At 54.6% G+C, this 17819-nt stretch carries 18 protein-coding genes; 8 read left to right on the forward strand and 10 right to left on the reverse strand.

The genetic code is table 11. The features are described from left to right. The first annotated feature begins 125 nt into the window (after window positions 1-125). Window positions 126-779: a sel1 repeat family protein gene (locus tag OLTU_RS24860; protein ID WP_141735434.1), complete on the forward strand. Its 654-nt coding sequence runs from the start codon at window positions 126-128 to the stop codon at window positions 777-779. Here the strand turns inward: OLTU_RS24860 and OLTU_RS24865 are convergent, their stop codons facing one another. Further along, window positions 780-1685: an alpha/beta fold hydrolase gene (locus OLTU_RS24865; RefSeq protein WP_141735435.1), complete on the reverse strand. Its 906-nt coding sequence runs from the start codon at window positions 1683-1685 to the stop codon at window positions 780-782. Between the two features lie 188 nt (window positions 1686-1873). Here OLTU_RS24865 and OLTU_RS24870 point away from each other — a divergent pair, with 188 nt between their 5' ends. From OLTU_RS24870 to OLTU_RS24880, 3 genes are all read left to right on the forward strand, one after another. Next, complete coding sequence (locus OLTU_RS24870) at window positions 1874-3418, forward strand: S1 RNA-binding domain-containing protein (protein WP_141735436.1); 1545 nt, start codon at window positions 1874-1876, stop codon at window positions 3416-3418. A gap of 23 nt (window positions 3419-3441) precedes the next feature. Continuing rightward, a complete protein-coding gene (locus tag OLTU_RS24875; RefSeq protein WP_141735437.1) occupies window positions 3442-3954 on the forward strand; it encodes an adenine phosphoribosyltransferase in 513 nt (170 codons plus the stop codon). 92 nt (window positions 3955-4046) lie between these two features. Then, a complete protein-coding gene (locus OLTU_RS24880; RefSeq protein ID WP_141735438.1) occupies window positions 4047-4739 on the forward strand; it encodes a patatin-like phospholipase family protein in 693 nt (230 codons plus the stop codon). On the opposite strand, the gene OLTU_RS24885 is transcribed toward OLTU_RS24880, so the two are convergent. Genes OLTU_RS24885 through OLTU_RS24895 form a run of 3 tightly spaced genes read right to left on the reverse strand, consistent with a single transcriptional unit; the run spans window position 4706 to window position 8225 of the window. Further along, a complete protein-coding gene (locus OLTU_RS24885; protein WP_141735439.1) occupies window positions 4706-5905 on the reverse strand; it encodes an ABC transporter permease in 1200 nt (399 codons plus the stop codon). The genes OLTU_RS24880 and OLTU_RS24885 overlap by 34 nt on opposite strands. Next, the gene (locus tag OLTU_RS24890; RefSeq protein WP_141735440.1) at window positions 5902-6864 is read right to left on the reverse strand and encodes an HlyD family secretion protein; all 963 of its coding nucleotides are present in this window, start codon (window positions 6862-6864) and stop codon (window positions 5902-5904) included. The genes OLTU_RS24885 and OLTU_RS24890 overlap by 4 nt, the downstream gene beginning before the upstream one ends. Before the next feature lie 8 nt (window positions 6865-6872). Continuing rightward, window positions 6873-8225, reverse strand: a complete 1353-nt coding sequence (locus OLTU_RS24895) for a TolC family protein (RefSeq protein WP_176736932.1) — start codon at window positions 8223-8225, stop codon at window positions 6873-6875. 187 nt (window positions 8226-8412) lie between these two features. Here OLTU_RS24895 and OLTU_RS24900 point away from each other — a divergent pair, with 187 nt between their 5' ends. Further along, window positions 8413-9048 carry a TetR/AcrR family transcriptional regulator gene (locus OLTU_RS24900; RefSeq protein ID WP_176736933.1) on the forward strand — a complete coding sequence of 212 codons (636 nt, stop codon included), beginning with the start codon at window positions 8413-8415 and terminating at the stop codon, window positions 9046-9048. Between the two features lie 52 nt (window positions 9049-9100). Here the strand turns inward: OLTU_RS24900 and OLTU_RS24905 are convergent, their stop codons facing one another. The 5 genes from OLTU_RS24905 to OLTU_RS24925 form a co-directional block, all read right to left on the reverse strand. Further along, window positions 9101-9823, reverse strand: coding sequence for a leucine-rich repeat domain-containing protein (locus OLTU_RS24905; protein WP_141735443.1), 723 nt, complete (start codon window positions 9821-9823; stop codon window positions 9101-9103). 66 nt (window positions 9824-9889) lie between these two features. After that, entirely contained in the window at window positions 9890-10339 is a 450-nt protein-coding gene (locus tag OLTU_RS24910) for a hypothetical protein (RefSeq protein ID WP_141735444.1), read from the reverse strand. 77 nt (window positions 10340-10416) lie between these two features. After that, window positions 10417-11193 (reverse strand): hypothetical protein, encoded by a 777-nt coding sequence (locus tag OLTU_RS24915; RefSeq protein ID WP_141735445.1) that lies wholly within the window; start codon window positions 11191-11193, stop codon window positions 10417-10419. Beyond that, window positions 11190-11900: a leucine-rich repeat domain-containing protein gene (locus tag OLTU_RS24920; RefSeq protein ID WP_141735446.1), complete on the reverse strand. Its 711-nt coding sequence runs from the start codon at window positions 11898-11900 to the stop codon at window positions 11190-11192. The genes OLTU_RS24915 and OLTU_RS24920 overlap by 4 nt, the downstream gene beginning before the upstream one ends. Before the next feature lie 23 nt (window positions 11901-11923). Next, a complete protein-coding gene (locus tag OLTU_RS24925) occupies window positions 11924-12412 on the reverse strand; it encodes a hypothetical protein (protein ID WP_141735447.1) in 489 nt (162 codons plus the stop codon). A gap of 328 nt (window positions 12413-12740) precedes the next feature. On the opposite strand from OLTU_RS24925, the gene OLTU_RS32090 reads away from it, so the two are divergent. Then, a complete protein-coding gene (locus OLTU_RS32090) occupies window positions 12741-13283 on the forward strand; it encodes a hypothetical protein (protein ID WP_176736934.1) in 543 nt (180 codons plus the stop codon). A gap of 36 nt (window positions 13284-13319) precedes the next feature. On the opposite strand, the gene OLTU_RS24935 is transcribed toward OLTU_RS32090, so the two are convergent. Then, entirely contained in the window at window positions 13320-13739 is a 420-nt protein-coding gene (locus OLTU_RS24935) for an acyl-CoA thioesterase (RefSeq protein ID WP_141735448.1), read from the reverse strand. Between the two features lie 113 nt (window positions 13740-13852). Between OLTU_RS24935 and OLTU_RS24940 the strand changes: the two genes are divergently transcribed. Next, complete coding sequence (locus OLTU_RS24940) at window positions 13853-15973, forward strand: RCC1 domain-containing protein (protein WP_141735449.1); 2121 nt, start codon at window positions 13853-13855, stop codon at window positions 15971-15973. Then, on the forward strand, window positions 15970-17811 hold the full coding sequence (locus tag OLTU_RS24945; protein WP_141735450.1) for an RCC1 domain-containing protein: 1842 nt from the start codon (window positions 15970-15972) through the stop codon (window positions 17809-17811). Before OLTU_RS24940 ends, OLTU_RS24945 begins: the two co-directional genes overlap by 4 nt. Window positions 17812-17819 lie beyond the last annotated feature (8 nt).

The raw sequence follows: 17819 nt of genomic DNA on the forward strand, positions 1-17819 counted from the left end.
GTCTACGGGAAGGTATCAAATGCGGGCGCAGCGTACAAGAAGCCGAAAGGCCTGCTTAACTTTTTAGGTTAGGCACCGATAGGCCTCGTAGCTCACTCTTGTCCGGAAAAAAAAGGAGTCACGCTGTGAAGGCTTTCTGGTTTGGCGTTATCGCCGTCATGCTGAATACGAGCGCCTGTGAAAAGCGCAAAGGCACACTCCTGCCGCCGCGAGATGCAGCCCTCAAAGCCCAGGCTGCCGCCCAGGACCCGGATCGCACGAAAATGCGCGCCAGGGCCATGCCGGAAGGCATGATGGATGAAGAAACAGGCGGGCAGACCCCTGCGCCCCTCAATGATTTGGATACCAAAGATCTGCAAACGGTGAAGCAGGAAGCACTGGACCGCATCAAGCAAAATCCCAGCGAGAAGCTGTCCCACCCGTCCCCAGGCAAGGCCGCAGCCTTGTATCAGCGGGGCCGTCAGCTGGTGGCTCAGGGCCATTACGCGGAAGGTCGGGAGTATTACCTGGTCGCCTGTCAGTTCGGTTACCTCGAAGGCTGTCACAAATTCGGCTGGCACGAGGAACGGTTAGGCAATATCAACAACGCCCGCCAGTTTTATAAAACCGCCTGTGAAGGCGGCATAAGCAAGAGCTGCAATAACCTTGGTTTCCGACTGGAGAAGCTGCAACGCTGGGACGAGGCGCTGGACTTTTATGCCCGGGCCTGCCTCGAAAAGCATGGGACCGGCTGTGACAACCTCATGAGACTGCGCGATCAAAGGCTCAAAATTCGCTGATCAAAGCGCATCGTGAGCCATCGCGTCCGATTCCTCGTCCTCATCATCGCCATCATCGTCCTCGTCAACCAGACGATCGAGTCGATGCTGATCACACCATTCAATGATTTCGCCCACCACCTGATCACGTTCCTTGTGCAAAAGCAGATGATGATCCTGCCCTTCGTAACGCAAGACCGATGTATTCACGGAAGCGAGAGCATTCAGCCAGCGTTCCAGCGCTGAGGCGCGGTTGGCCACGGCATTCAATGTGTGAATCGAAAGAATGGCAAAGGGCAGCTGGTCGTTGGTGTTTTGAATGGCGGCGCAGGCTCCCAGGATTTCCCGAACTGTCGCAGGTTTTAGAGGACCGCGGAAGGCCAGCTCATCGTCCTTCAACGCGCCCTCCAAGGCCGGCCCGAGAAGGATGGGGCTGAGATCCTTGATCGCTTTGGAATTCTGCAGAAGAAACGCCGCATGTTTCATCACAAGACGCTCCATGGCGCCGACCGGCAGATCCATCACCAGCCCGCAAAGGATGAGGCCCTTCATACGCGGCTTGCGCGACATGACAAAGCTTGCGGCGATCAAAGCACCGAGCCCCTGACCCAGGAGAAACACGGGCTGCGCCGGCTCCCGATCCTTGATGCGTGCCATCAGCAGGTCGAGGTCTTCCAGATAATCATCAAAACGTGTGATGAGCCCGCGTTCGCCGGGTGATTTGCCATGCCCGCGCAGGTCAGCCGCATAAACCGTATAGCCTTCCTGGCAGAGTCGTTGATAAATTCCTTGGTACACGCCGCAGTGCTCGCCATAATCATGCACAGCAATGATGACACCTTTTGGCGCTGAGCAGGCGTGCACTTCGCAATAGATATCCAATCCGTCAACGGCTTCCAGGGATTCAACCCGCGTCTGGCAGGCCATAGCTTCTCCTCGCTTCACGATGTCAGGGTTACCTCATATATTTGGCATATTTTTCCCATTTTGGCCAGCTCGAACGACGGTATAAGACGTCAAACAGCCGAAAAACCTGTGTTCCTGCCCCGGGAAAAGGGGTAGACTCCAGCGCCGTACTCGCGCTTATTTATCGAGTGTTTACAAAGGTTGAACTCATGCGTTACCAAGACATTAAATGGGAAGATGAATCCGAATTCGAAGGCGAAGGGGAAAAGGCCGGCAAAAAGCAGGTCGATGAGCTTTCGTTTGCAGAACTTTTGGAGCAGGAATCAGTTCCCGAAGTCGAAATTCGCCGCGGTGCTCAGGTGAGCGGAGTGATTTCGGCCATCAGTACCACCTCGGATAACGTCCTTGTCGAGCTGGATGCCTTGCATACCGCCGTTATGGATAAAAATCAGATCTATAATGAAAAAGGCGAACAGCAGTATCATGTCGGTGATCGCATCACCGCTTACGTCGTCTCCTATACAGCAGACGAGATTCAATTAAGTCTGCGCCTCAGCGCTTCCAAACAGTCCTTTGAAGATCTGCGCAATGCTCTGCAAATGCAGCTGCCCGTGCGCGGCAAGGTCACCGGTGAAAACAAGGGTGGCTTTGAAGTGACCATCATGGGCAAGAAGGCCTTCTGCCCCGTTTCGCAGATCGACACCCGCTTTGTCACGAACAAGACGGAATTCATGGGCCGTGAACTCAGCTTCCTGATCGAAAAGATCGAGGAAGGCGGCCGCAACATCGTCCTTTCACGCGCCAAGCTTCTGCGCAAGGAAGCTGAACTCAAGATCGCGGAACTCGAGGAACGCAAGAACCAGGATCAGGATATCATTCTCGATGGTATCGTGACCGAGTTGCGCGATTACGGAGCCTTTGTCGACCTCGGCGGCTTCGATGGTTTCCTGCACGTCTCGGAAATGAGCTACGCGCGGGTGAACCGGGCCTCCGATTTTCTGCAAAAAGGCGATCAGGTTCGCGTCAAAGTTCAGAAGATTGAAACCACCAATGATGGCAAGCGTCGCATCAGCCTCAGCATGAAGGCGATTCAGGAAGATCCCTGGGCCACCATCGGCAATCGCTATGAACCAGGCAAATCCTATTCCGGAACGGTCACCCGCCTCGAAACCTTCGGTGCGTTCGTGAGTCTGGAACCCGGTGTGGAAGGCCTGGTGCACATCTCCGAAATGTCCTGGGAAAAACGCATCCATCATCCGAACGAAGTTTTGAAAGTCGGCGACAGGGTCGATGTCCGGGTGATCGATATCCAGCCAGGCACCCAGAAGCTTTCCCTCAGTTTGAAGAATATCGAAGCCGACCCTTGGGCGGCGATCGACCAGAAATTCCCTGTGGGCGCCAAGGTCAAAGGCACGGTCGAAAGCCTCAAGGGCTTTGGCGCTTTCGTGCAGCTGGCACCGGGCGTCACCGGACTGGTGCCCACCGAGATTCTGAAAAAAGCCCATGGCGAGTCCTATAAGAAAAAGGCTTCGCCGCCGCAGGAACTCGAAGTGGTGGTGCGGGAGTTGAATCCTGCCGAACGCAAGATTCTCTTGTCCTTGCCTGAAATCAAGGATGATTCGGAAGATATCCAGGCTTATCACGAATACATGCAAACGCAGCAGGACAAGGCGAAAAAGGAAACCGCCAAGGCCCCGCGTGGCAGTTTTGGTGATATCCTGGCGAAGAGTCTTGAAGGCAAGAAAAAATCCTGACATCGATCACTCGAGGAACCAACATGCGTTTGGATGATTACATCCGCAACATTCCTGACTTTCCAAAGCCAGGGATCGCGTTCAAGGACATTACACCCTTGCTCAAGGATCCCAATGCCCTGCAGCACACCTATCGGGCGATCGCCAACCAATACCGGGAGGACGAGGTCGATCTGGTGGTCGGGGCGGAAAGTCGTGGGTTTCTCTTTGGAGTGGGTGTGGCCCTTTTGATGAACAAGGGCTTCATTCCCATCCGCAAGCCCGGCAAGCTTCCGGCGCCTGTCTTCAAACAGAGCTACGATTTGGAATACGGGACGGACTCCCTGGAAATTCATCAGGACTCGATTCGTCCCGGACAGCGCGTTCTTTTGGTGGATGATCTCCTGGCCACGGGCGGCACAGCCCAGGCGGCCATTGAACTCGTCAAAAAATGTGGCGGGATCATCGTCGGCTGCGCGTTTGTGATTGAGCTGACCTTTCTCACAGGCCGGCAGAAACTCTCGCCGTATCCAGTGTATAGCCTGATTCGCTACTGATTCCCGTCCGGGCTGATTCGGGCCCGGACTCCCTCTTTCCACATAGTATGTTAAAATAATCTTATCAATCCATGATAAGAGGGACGCATCCTATGCTGGAATTTTCCTTGCCTGGCGGTGGTCTATGGGGCATTTCGCTGACGGGATTTCTGTATGCTTTGCGTGATCGGAAATTACTGCCTGAGGTGATCAGCGGCGTTTCCTCGGGAAATCATGCAGGGTATCTGGCCTTCAGCGATGGTGATTACAACAAGGCCATGGCCTGGTTTCGAACCAGTGGTGAGTTTCTGAAGAGCAAACCCATTCGGCGTTTTCTGCCACCTTACGATATGAATGGGGATCACATCAGTAGTTTTACCCTGCCCTTCATGGTGGAAAATTCGGTTCTGAAGCGCAACGGGCTCAAACACTTCTATGTCGGCTACATTCAAACCAAAAACATGCGCTTTGTCGCCGAGGATGTCCTGGTTTACGATACCTACGAAGTCTTCCGCACCATCCTGAAGTCCTCCTCCATTCCATTTGTGACCAACTTCGTTCCGCACTTCGGCGGAGGCATTGACGGTGGTTTTGCCAAAAACAACTTCGCGTCACCCGCCGATTCCCAGGAACGCTGGATGATCACCTATGGTTTATCCCAAAGGAGTCCGCTCGATCGCAAGGTCTGGTCGCGGCGGGTGGTGCTGCCCAAACCTGTGGGCAGTCCCTTGCTGTTGAATGAGCGGCATCTGGTTGAAAACTTTCATCGCGGCTATGAATTCGGCGCCACACTCGCAGGAATTTGAGATCCACGCTGAAGGCGTCGCACCGCAACGTAAGCCGCCAGCAGATGCAGGGCGAGGAGCAGAAGGAGCAGCCCCAGTTCCCGGGGAAAGGCGCTGATTTCAAAACCTGCTCCATAGAGCTTACGGAACATGGTCGCCGCATGCGTCAGCGGCAGGATCTGACTGAACCACTGCAAAGCTTCGGGCAGGGAGGCCGTGGGCCAGGTGTAGCCCGAGAGAATAAAACTCGGCACGGACAAAAACATCAGAGCCTGCGTCGCCCCCAGCCGATCACCGATCACAAGACTGACCCAGGTTCCCCAGGCAATCATCACCGTAACGAACAGCAGCGAAAAAATGAAGAGGCTGCCGATCTGCGCTTCACTCGACACGGAACTGAGAGGCAGAACCAGACCACAGAAGAGCAGCAGCCACAGAAAATGCAGCACAAAGTGCGGCAGATTCTTGCCAAGCAGCAGGATCCAGGGACGCTTCGACAAGGACAACAGTTCACCCGAGGTTTGGGATTCCCTTTCTCCAGCCCAGCTCAAAGCAAGACCCAAAAGAATCACCTGCTGCAGAACGGTGAGCAGCATGCCAGGCAGCATGAAATCCGCGTAACTCAAGCTTGGATTCCCGATCGGACGAATTTCCGCCCGTATCGGAGCTGCGAGCGCCTGCGCCTGATCCTTGAACGCTCCCAGTCGGCGGGCCTTGTGCATCGAGAGCCCGGCGCTCATGGTCTGCACGACACCCTGGACGGCAACACTTAAGGTATTGGCCAGTACCATATTGCCTGCATCGCAGAAGAGCAGCACACGGGCTTCCTCATTGCGCTTCAGTCGCAGGGAAAAATTCTTCTCCAGCACGACATAACCGGCAATCTTTCCCTGATCAAAAAGTTTTTCCGCGCCGTTCAGATCCGGCAGCGTCTGGATCACTTCCAGTTTTTGATGCTGATTCAGCCAGCGGATCATCCGATGCGAAAGAGCGGAAAAATCCTGCTGGACGACCACGATGGGAACCTCGGTCACATACGCGGGTGCATAGACACCACAGACAATTATCGCGTTAAGGAGAGGCGCAATCAAAAGGAGGCTGCGCAGTTTGGAGTCCTGCCTTATCAAGCGACATTCGCGACCGGCAATAGCCATGATTTCGGCCAGGAATTCCGGCAGACGTTTCATGGCTGAGCTCCGGGCATAAGGATTGCGGACATCCCAGGTTGCAGTGCGGCGGGCGCGTCGACCGGTTTCAATGTGAGCTCAAAACTGCGGAGATCACGCGCCGCCCGATTCTCGGTGACGACCTGAGTCAGAACTGCCGGCAGCACCTGCACGCGCACAAGCTGAACCTTCAGGCTTTTGTTGTTCAGTGCAGGAATCTGCGCGCGATAGAATTTGCCCTGTTCAAATTCGCCAAGGCGATCCTCGGTCACATAGAAACTGAGGTGCGGATGCTGATGATCCAGGAGGGTGATGATGGGAAATCCCTGTGGCACCAGCTCACCGGCCCGGGCATGAATCGCATGAACCGTCGCGTCTCCCGCAGCCGCCAGTTGCAAATCCTTGGAATAGGCGGAAACCTCAGCCAGACCGGTTTCAGCCTGCACCAGGTTGGCCGCAGCAATGGCCTTTTGTTCGTCACGGGCTCCATTGCGTCCGGCCTCCAGACGTGCCCGGGCAATTTCATGCTGGGATCGGGCCGCCTTTTCCTTGGCCACGATTTCCTCCCACTGCTGGCTGGCGATCGCGCCCTTGTCATAAAGAATACGGGCGCGTTTCAGACTCTTCAGAGCAAAATCCCATTGGCTCCGGGCCAGCCGCTCAGCGGCGGACAGCTGGGAGATTTCCTCCTGGCGCGTGGCTTCATCGGTGATCTTCTTTTGCAGGTGGGCCTGCTCCAGCGTGGCCTGCGCGCGCTCGTTGCGGATGGCGATCAGATCATCATCCAGCACGACGAGGACCTGGCCAGCCTTGACCTTGTCACCCAGTTCCACCTTGATCTCTTTCACGCGACTCGAAAGCCGTGAGGCGAGATCGATTTCATCAAACTCCACCTGCCCGTGCAACGCATTCGTCTTTTGTTTCGGGCAGCCTGTTAAAACCAGACTGAAAAGCAGGGATAAGGTAATAAGGCGCAACATGCGAACCCTCACATCGACTTATGATAATGCTGAATATAAAGGGCCGTATCTCCGGTCGCCGCAAAAAGGCTGATCAGATAGCGGTTGTAGCTCTCGAGCAGTTCGAGCCGTTTGATCGAAAGTTTTTCGACATCACTGTAAGCGTTGAGAACATCCAGCTGGGACCCATCTCCCGTCCCATAGCGCAGCTCGCTGATTTCAAGCGTTTCCTGTGCCGCCTCCAAGGCCTTGTCCGTCGCCTGAAGAGCCGCGAGTTCACCCGCGGCCTGAGCCCAGTACTGTTCAATTTGAAGGGGTATATCCCGCTGCGCCTGCGCGCGTCCGATGGCAACCTTGCGACGAAGTGCCTCCGCCTTTTCCCGTTCAGGAATGGACTTAAGTCCGGCCGTCAGGGTCCATTCGAGTCCGAGCCCGATCACCCATTTTGGTTCGAGCAGAGTAAGTTGTTCCTGGAGCAATTCATAACGACCAAAGGCATAGACATTCGGCAGGAGAGTCCCGGTCGCTGCATCATGCAGGGCGTCGGCTTTTGCAGCCTGATGCTCCAGGATTTTCCATTCCGGTCTCTGCGTGTGGGCGATGGTCTGCAAGGCCCGGGGATGAGAAGGCATGGGAAGACGCTTCAAGGCGCTCTTGAACTGACAGGTGCCCTGGGCCTGGATCAAACTCTGAACTGCCTGGCACAGCACCTTCTCCTGCGCCGCGGCCCGCACCTGCATGGCCTGAAGTTCCGCCAAAGCAGTTTCGGTGCGGCGGCGCATCACGCGGGGGATGGCGCCACTGGCAATCAATCCCTTGGTCAGCTGATCGATCCGGGTTAAATGCTTTTTAAATCTGGCCAGAACGTTCAGCACTTCGCGGGTGTATTGGGCTTGAAAATATCTCTGTAAAACCACGCTCAGCTGCTGGGATTTTTCCTGGGTGTATTCCGCAGTTTTAATACTGAGTTCAGCATCCCGGGCCTCCTGCTGCGCACCGAGCCGGCCGCCCATGTAGAGCGGTTGAATCAGCTGCAGTTGCGCCTTACTTACGTCGCGATCCTGAAGAATAAGCGGCGGCGGATCAATATCGAGACGGAAGGGCGCTCCATTCGGCAAGGTTCGTTGAATGGACTGCGGAGGGACATCCAGAGTGATGGCCTCATCCGTGCGGGTCTGGGTGGCTTTCAAGGTCAGACTCGGCAGGAAATCCGCGCGGGCCACGGCCTGATCCGACTCCGCTACGCTTGCATCCGCGGCCGCGCGCTGGACGCTGCTATTCCGTTGTTCAATGAGGCGCGGCAGGTCATCCAGCGACAGCGTTTCAGCGGCAGCCGAGCCCATGAAAAGGAGCAGAAAAAAGCTTATGAAGTGTCTGTCCATACAATGCTCGCTCAAGACCTGGAATGTTTTTCCGAAAAGGTAACCCGTGGTCACCTTTCCACGTTGGAGCAAGAACAGGACCCGGATTGCGTGACGCGTAAGTGATGGAAGCGACTGGATGAACCCGAGGCGGCTGCCGTTTATCCCGTAACCACTGGCCAGAAACCTGACAGCCGGAAGGATGGACATGACCCAGAGTCACGTTTCAGAACCGCGGAAGCAGCGGCGGGGCGTCCTCAGGCAGGAGAATCTTCTCGATGCCTTTCTCACGCTGGCCGCCGAGCACGGCATCTTCAGTGTCAGCCTGGAACAGATCGCGCGGCATTGTGGGGTGGCCAAGGCCACCGTTTATAAACATTTCAGCAGCAAGGATGAGATCCTCGCTCTGGTTTATCTCCGTTTTTATGAACCGTTCACCCAGGAGGTCCTGAGTCTTCCTCAGGACCTGGCCGTGGTGCCGCGTCTCAGGCGCGTGGTCCGCCTCTATCTGAGCTGGCATCTTCAGAACCCTGCGCTCAGCTCCGTAATCATGATCAGCAAGCACTTCGTGGATGTGCGCAAACTTCCGGCTCCTTTGGTGGTACGCTGGCAGAATTTTCAACGCCAGCGCATTGAGGTGGCCGATGCCATCATCAAACTCGGCATCGAGGAGCAGGTGTTTCGACCGATTGATCCGCGCTGGCTCTCTGAGGTGGGAGTTCGCATGCTGGATGGAGTGCTGACCTGTTTTTTTGAAATGTCGGATACGGAGAGGCAGGAGCGTCATGAGTCATTGACCCGGGAGGCCGAGGATATGCTGATCAAGAGCTTTATGCGGCATTGAGAAACAAAAGGATGGGAGCCTGGCCCCCACCCCGTGCACATCCGGGAACGTTTCAGCGCGAACAGTCCTGGGTATCCTTCCCAATGACCGTCACACCTTTTTTCTCAGCTTGTTCAACCCAATCGCTCTCGCAGATCCGGTTGAAGCCGATATTCAGGACCCGCAGTTTCTCCAGACTTTCGAGACCATTCAGGGATTCCAGAGCGTTGTTCGAAAGGTTCAGGTACTCCAGCGTTTTCACCTTGCTCAAAGCCTTGACATCCGTGATCCGATTCGATCCAATCGAGAGATCGCTCAGGGCACCGAGTCCGCTCAAAGGAACAAGATCCTCAATATCATTTCCCTGAAGGCGGAGCACCCGCAGAGAGTTCAGATCCTTCAAAGCCCCTATCTGTGTGATCGCATTGCCACCCACATCCAGGGTTTCGAGCTTGTTCAAACCTTCCAGCCCTTCTAGGCTTTTGATTTGATTGTTGCTGGCCACCAGCTCCGTGGCATAGGGCAGGTAGGCAAAGGCTTTGAGCGAGATCAGGTTCTTGCCACGCAGGGAAAAACGTGTGCGTTCGGCCAAAGCTGTTTCCAGATATTCGCAGTATTCCGCTTCCACTGGAGTTCGCACCGACACCAGACGAGCCAAAGCTTCGACCGTGGCGCGTTCCTCATCCTGTGTCACCGCCTTCTGGCAGTAGGTCGTAAAGGTTTTTTCACCCTCTGCGGCCTGTGCCACCGAACAGAGACTGAGACTGGCCAGGACAGGGACAAGCATTCGTTTCATAAGCTACCCTCCACAATGGAAAAGCCGATCAGCCGTTCCACACGACTGATCGGATCACTTGACAAATTAGCAGCGGGCGTCCGCACGAGCGGTGTCGATATCAAATTTCACATCTTCGAATTCGATCGAGTAGGGTTTGAAGATGTTGGCATCAACCGACTTGATCTTGGCGGTGCCGAGTTTCAGAGCGGCGCGAGCGGTGGCCAGACAGCCGGAGCGGAAAGCGCGACGGCCGTTGAAGTCGCTTTCGTTCACGTCGAGCAGATCAGCGGCTTCGCTGAAGTCCTGCTCGCTCTGGAGGAGGCGCTCTTCGATTTCAGGGATCAGAACGTCAAGGATGAAAATGTCGTTGCGGTTTTCTTTCACGTGAGGTGCGCACTTGGCTTTGATGCCGCCGATGGTGGCCTGAGCGGTTTGAGCCGCCTGGTTCATCAGACGGGCAGCCTGGGAGTTTTGCGCCAGAGCAGGAGCGGAGAGTGCGATCAGACCGAGAGCGAGAGTTGCGTTCTTGAACATTGTGTGTACCTTCTTTCAAAAGTGAACTTTAAAAAAACCATCCCTCAGGATGTTGGAGACTACGATTGACCTTCTGCTTAGAGCTGGCCCTTCCACGAGCCTTTTTGATGCTGACCGATACGCGCGCCATCACCCCAGCTGCCAAAGAAGGAACGACCATCCGCACTCAGGGTGAAGGAGAACCAGCCGCTGCCACCGTTATTGAAGCGCCAGTAACCTTCCGCGATGGAGCCCTGGCCCCGATAGGTGATCGAATAAAGCGAACCGCGATCGCCTCCGTGCGTTTGATAGGAACCTGAATCTCCATGGATCTCGGTTGTTCCTTTCACCCAGGAACCGTTGGGGCTGGTGTATTCGGAACGGAATTTCTTGCCTTTCCAAGGATTATGATGGCCATTCTGTTTGCGACAGCCAGCGTCCTCGGTCGCGTCGTGGATATCCACTTCGATGGTGTCGAGCAGTTCCGCATAGGGCTTCAGACTTCCATCGCGACGAATCAGGCGTTTTCCCTTCCTGACCAGTTGCAGCGCGTCCTTCAACTTGCTGCAGCCTTGACGCAGACAGTCCTCACCAAAAGCTCCCGGCAGATTCTCGGCAGCCTTGCCGAACAGATCCCCGGCATCCACCAGCAGCTGCTCGATGCCCGGCAGAATTTGATCGAGGAGTTTATTTTCTGCAGGCTGCATGAGACTTGCGGGCATATTGCCCTTGGTCTCCTGAATCTTGTCCTGAATGCTGGCGACCTTTTCCTTCAGTTTAAGTGCCATATCCGGCGTCACATTTTGGGCTGCCGCAGCTGACGAAAGCGCGACAAGGCTCATCAGAACGAAAAGAGTACGAAAGAGGCGTTTCATGATGGACGATCCTTACAGTTTTGGTTATCACGACCGATAATTTTGATGCCCTTGTTCACAAAGCCATCCAGGGCCTTGGGTGAACAGACCAGGTTGAACGAGAGGTTCAGGACCTGCAGATTTTTCAGCGGTTTGAGTGCATCCGCAGACTTGATTTCGTTGCTGGCGATGGACAGATAGTTCAGTTTTTGCAGGGACGCCATGCCCTCGATATCCCGCAGTTTGTTGTAAGCCAGCGAAAGTTTTTCGAGCTGCGTCATGGTCAGGAGCGGTTTGATATCCCTGATCTCATTTTTGGCAAGACGCAATTGATTCAACTTTTTCAGTGCCGGGATTGCACTGATGTCCGCGATGGCATTGTTACCAAGATCGAGGATCTCGAGATTTTTCATCTCTTCGATACCGGCGATCGTTTTGATTTGGTTGCCACTGGCCAGGAGCTGGGTCACCCCTTCCAGGGCGTAGACCGGTGTCAGATCCTGCACCGATTCATTGCGAAGGTCGATGATCTGAGCCTTTTTCAAAGCGCTTTCCAGTTGGCGGCAACGCTCCAGGTCATTCTTCCATTCGAGGTCCACCGCAGCCGCCAGCGCCCTGTATGTGTTCCAGCTTGCCGCCGCGGGTTCAGTTTTTTGACAGCTTGCAACCCAGGCCGATGGCCCTTGCGCAGCTGCGGCCAGAAAGACGAGTGACGTAACAAGACTCATGGTGAACCTCTCGTTTCAGTTGCTTAGCGACACTTGCTATCAGCCAAAGCCTGTTGGATGTCAGACTGAATGAAGTCGAAGTCTGCGGTTTTGAAATTCTTGCTGCGTTTTACTTTTGAGAGGACAACATCGACCTGACGCTGGGCCCGCAGGGTGTCCGCGCAGCCCTGGTAGAAAATGGTGGTGCCTTCATTCGATGGCAGGAGCTGAGCGGCGTCGCCAAACTTCAGACTGGCGTTCACAAGGTAGTCTTCAATGCGGGGCAGTTGCTTTTCGAGGATCTCTTTGTCGTAAGCATTGGCGTGGTCACCCAGCTCAACCACCACGGATTCACCACGAGCGTGGTAGCCTGGACGGCCTTCGAAGCGGCCCTTCAAAGCAGCCAGGGCATCCTGGGCAACCGTGACCGCATCCTGCAGCTGGCTCGCATCGGTACTGTCTGGACCTGCCGCAAAGGCGCTGCCGGAAACCAGAACGGCCGTGAAGGACAAAGCTAGAACTCGTTTGAACATAAGGGACTCCATTTCTCTTTTCTCAATTTATTTTTAACGATTCACCGAATGCTTGGGGTAGACGACGGAAGGCGGGATTTTATTGCAAGGTTGGCTAAAAAAAGTTCAATAATCTTAAACGAATAAGCTTTATCGGCGTTAGTCGTTAAGTGTAAATAAATTGGACACAACGAATTAAAGGCTAGGTAATAATATGAATCCGCTGGGGTCAATCCCTTGGAATTACTGGGGAAGGGTGAACACTTAAATAGAGACTCAAGGTTTGGAGGGCTCGAGCCGATAAGGGCAAAACCTCTTTCACGCTACTTCACGTATTGTAGGCAGGACTATGAAAACGCAATTGCTTGGGACCGGATTGACTTTTCTTTTCTTGATTTCCTGTGCCGAGGCTCCTGTATATGAGCCAAAACCGACGACGGTGACCAACACATCGCCTGATCAGGCCAGTCAGCAGGGGAAAAACCAGACGGATACGACCAATAACTCGGCGGATGCCACCCCGGATACATCCACGAACAACCCGAGTGAGACGACACCGACACCAACCCCGGCGCCGACCCCCACTCCAACTCCGTCACCCAGTGCCTCGCCGGCACCAACCGCTCCGGTGGGAGTGGCCGCGACGGGTAAAACTCTTCTCATGCAAACCTGCGTGAATGCTACCTGCCACTCAGCAGCGGCCAACACGATGGATGCCAAGACTGCAGCAGCCCTGCAGGCTGCCGGCAATAACGGTATCGCTGCCCATACAGCGAACCGGGCGACGCACTTTACTCCGCCAGCTGCGGGCGCCCCAGCGAATAATTTCACTCATATCCTGGCCTATCTGATGTCGATCCAAGGGCCAGTTATGGGTCCGAACCTGCCTTAAGGCAAAGTCCTATGATGCGGGCACAAAGCCGGTTCCCTAGTCGACCGGCATGTAGTACCGCATCAAGGCTTTCTTATCTTCTGGAATCGCCACACTCTGGTTCGCATGAAAATCGAACCAGACCAGCACCGCTTTGGCGACCGCCACGGTGTGTTGCGGCGTTTTAATTTCATAGCGCTGATGAAAGCTCTTTTCGCCAATATGCGAGATAAAGGCCTCGACATGCAGCCGGTCCTGAAGGTGGCCCTGCTTGAGATAGTCCATTTCCGTTCGGGCCAGGATAATCGGAAACCGTTCGGATGAGGTGAAGAGCCCGCAGTGCAGGACCTCCGCAAGCCACTGCGTCCGGCACAATTCGATATAGGAATGATAAACCGCATTATTGATGTGTCCGAGCGCATCGGTATCCGCAAAACGGACCTGCAGGTCGCAGCGGTAGCGTTTATAGTCCATCATCACCTTCCAAACGTTTGAAATTATTAAAGATTGTTAATAAGCCATTTAAGCATATTTAACTTGATAACCTCTATCGATTGGTCTACATTCGCGTCTCCTTGGAGGAGAGCCTCATGCGCGTGCGACCCATCGTCTTTAGCCTCAGCCTCTTGATATTCAGCCAGATTTTTGAGTCCAGCTGCACCCTTTCCAATCGGGTCGAGGATATCAAAGTCGTCTGCGGCCTCAAAGTTGTGAATCCAGAGATCAACTATATTCGCCTCCTGACCCCAGGGCGGGCCCCACTTTCCGCTCTGGAGCTGGCCAGCACGTCGGCTGATTTCATCCATGACAGCGGACGAACCGAAGCTTTGGTCCCCACCCATACCGGTTGCCTCGCCTTGCCCAAAGCGGCTGGCCAGCTTTCGGTACGGGTCAGTTCCGATCATGAGTGGGTGGCGTTTGAAAGTCATCTGCCGGCGGATCGTGATACACCTGTTCGCGATCTTCCGCTCGCCGAACGTGGGCTCCTGAATCTCGAGTGGCCGTGCCCGGACCAGGGTTTCCTGGCCAGTGAAAGCCTCGCCCCCCTCCTGACGGTCAAGGACAGCTCGGACAATCTGCAAAACCTCCAACTCCACATGACTGTCAGCGATAAAAACGGCACAAACCTGGGCACCCTGTTCCGTAAGGAATTTGGTGATAAGGATCTCCAGCTGCCGACTCGGCTTCAATTGAGTGCCCTAAGCGAGGGTGAATTTACCGTCAGCATCAGCCTCAGGGACAGTTTCTTCGGTGATAACCCCAAGGCCTTGCTGGTCGCTTCCCAATGCCCGCTCCAGGTGAAACGCAGCTGCACGAAAGAGAGCGAGACCTTTGATCCGGAAACGGTCCGCTGTATTCCCAAACTCTGTGATCAAAAATATCGCGTCGGTGAATTCTGGTTGGAATCACTTTCCAACCAGAGGGGTAGCGGTCTCTTCACCTGCCAGCTCCAGTCCGGACAGGCGGTGAAGGTGGCGACAGATGCCACCTGTGACGCTGGCTATTTCGAATCGCGCGCGTCCTGCATGGGCGCCACCCAGGTGGCGGCCGGCCTGAATCATAGCTGTGCCGTCCTGGAAAACGGTGATGTCAGCTGCTGGGGTTATAACGTTTTTGATACACTCGGTCCCAGCCATACCGTCGGCAGCTCAGGCCAGGCCTTGGGTCCTCAGCCTCCGCTGCCGTTGTCGGAACCTGCACATCAGGTGGCGGTCAGCAGTGTTTCATCCTGTGCGCTTCTCGCATCGGGTCGTGTGCAGTGCTGGGGATTTCTGCCTCAGGGTGTCGATGCCCAGGGCTTTGTTCAGTATGAAGTTCATGGCCAACCTCAATTTGTCCGCCTTGCCGATGGGAGCGAACTCCAGGATGTGGCGAGGCTGGTGGTCGGTGGTGGCCCGGATCATGATACCTACTGTGTCGTGACCAGGTCGAATGAGGCGCTGTGCTGGGGCAAGGATCTATTGAGCCGGCATCAGACTTTGCAGTTTGGTTCGTGGCTTTATCCACGTCCCATCTTTGCAGACAAGAAAATAAATCAGGTGGCAGTTTCTGACCGCGAGATCTGTGGCTTGGATTCGGATGGGGCTGTGTTCTGTCAGGGATCGGCCTTGGGCACGGACCTGACCGCGATTGATGCCGAGTTGGTGGCGCCCGTGATTCCTGTGACCCTGCCCGCTCCCGCGCGCTGGATCAGTTCGCAGTCCATTGGCAAATGTGCGCAGCTGGTGGATGAGAGACTTTTCTGTTGGGGTCTTAAGACGGATCGCATGCAGAATTTGGAGTTTAATTTCGCGCATGGGGTCCCCGATATCCCGCGCGTGATGACCGATCCAGAAGAAGATAAACGATTCCTTCAGCTGGCGCAGGAGGTGGGCTTGAATGGTGAGATATCCTGCGTGCTGAAAAGCGATGGTCAGCCTGTTTGCCATTTGGGCTCCAACGCCCGCGGCAGTGAAACAGTCAATGGTGTATTTATCAGTACGCGTCCGACGCAACTTGACATCAAGGATATTTTGAAAAGCGATGACAGTATCCTGCGCGACATAAAAACTTTGGCTGTTGGCTTCTGGCATGCCTGTGGGGTGCACCAATCGGGTCAGGTTTATTGCTGGGGTAATAATCAATATGGTCGCCTCGGGAATGGGACGGTCGCTTCATCCGGCGGTCGGATTCCCAGGACCATTCATGCAACACTCATCCAGGCGCCTTGAGGGAGTTCATCATGCTTAAGTTATCCAGCTCAATCGTCAGCATGCTCGTCCTCCTCGGCTGTCATTCCCTCAACAACCGGCATGATACCCTTGCCGTGCAGTGCGATCTCAATGCACAGACGCGGAATAGAATTCTTTTGAAGTTCACCAATCCGGGTGGGGTGGAACTCACGCCCGAGCAGGTGGCTCAGTTGAAGGTGCAATATCAGGGAGCGGATCAGAAAGAAGAGTCCGTGGCACCTACGCCCCGCGCTTGCGTTGCTCTTCCCATCGGTGAAGGCCTTGTCAAGGCACGGATCTCGGGGCAATCGACTCTGACAGCGGAAATCAAACTGGATGCCAAGGCTGCGACGGATACCATCCATACCTTGGCATTGGAAAGTCCTGGTGTCCTGGAACTGGGGCTGAAGTGTCCAGCCAAGGGTTTGCTTGCCGCTTCCACGCTGGGTGATGTGGTTGAAGTGAGAAAGTCACTTGGAAAGCTGTCCGGCTATCAGGTTACGATCGGTGTTTATTCCAGTGCAGGGGAACAGGTCCAGGATCTTTTCCTGAAAACCATAGAAGAATCAAGTCTGCAGCTCCCCCAAAAGTTTGATATCCAACAGCTTTCAGAAGGCTCTTATAATCTCCGGTTGAGTGTCCTTGACTTCTATCACGAAGGAACGAATGCTGCTGCGGAAAGTCAATGTCCTCTGACCGTCCGCCGCAGTTGTGCGAAGGATGAGGATTTCGATCCGGCGACCGTGACCTGTGTGCCGAGGCTTTGTGATAATGCTTATCGTGTGGGTGCGAAGTGGACAGAGAGTCTGGCTCAGAAGCGGGGTGAGGGGCGCTATGAATGCAGGCTCGTGAATGACAAGGCGGAGAAGACTCTTTTGAGCCATGTCTGCCAGGCTGGATACTTTAAGGGTTTCGATTCCTGCCATGCCGCCAAGGAAATCGCTGGAAATTGTGCTCTGCTGGAGACAGAGGATGTCGTGTGCTGGGGTACATTGTTGGGCAAAGATAATTACCCTTCAAGAAAAGAAGTGAACTATCAGACCACTCTAAAGTTTCCTGAGAAAGTCAAAAAATTTGGTCACCAGTGTGTCGAACTTGAATCAGGAAAAGTTCATTGCTGGCAGCTCGTGTATGGTGACAACGCCCACTACGATTTCATGGCAGGTCCTGGCACACCAAAAAATTGGGAAGAAGCTATAGCCTATGCATTTGTTGATCGACGTCTTGTTTGTTCTGAACCTGCCACGACAGAATTGAACTGCAGCTATCGGTTGGTCGAATCCAACGGGCAGAAAGAGATTCTTCCTACACCGGTACTCGAACACATGGCGAATTGTCTTGTAGATGATAAGGGTCAAGTATGGTGCTACCGCAATGCTCTTCCAACATCTCAACCACCAACATCCACGGTAGGCGCTGGTCCCTTCTGGAGAATCGACGGTTTGTCTGGCCCTGCCCGACAAACACGCTCCAATGGTATGACATATTGCGCTCTGCTTGTTGATGGCAGAGTCATGTGCTGGGGTGATAACGCCGTTGGCAGCGCAGGTATTAATCGCTCAGACATCATGGTCAGTAAACCCAGCTATGTTATCGAATCGAACGGTCAAGCATTGCGGGGTATAAAACAGTTGGCTTCAACCTTGGATGGAAGCAGTTGGCGAACTACCTATGCTTTGACTCAGGATGGTCGGGTATTGGCCTGGGGCAGCAACCTGGACGGAATGCTTGCCCACGGCACACCAGGCGAAGACGATGAAGGAAATCCTCTCTTTAACCGCTTTGCTGCTCCCATTCTTGTCGAACTGACAGAACCCCTGACGCCCCCCGGGTCATAAAAAAACCC

Origin of the sequence: Oligoflexus tunisiensis (assembly GCF_001748245.1) — a bacterium.
Lineage (GTDB): Bacteria > Bdellovibrionota_B > Oligoflexia > Oligoflexales > Oligoflexaceae > Oligoflexus > Oligoflexus tunisiensis.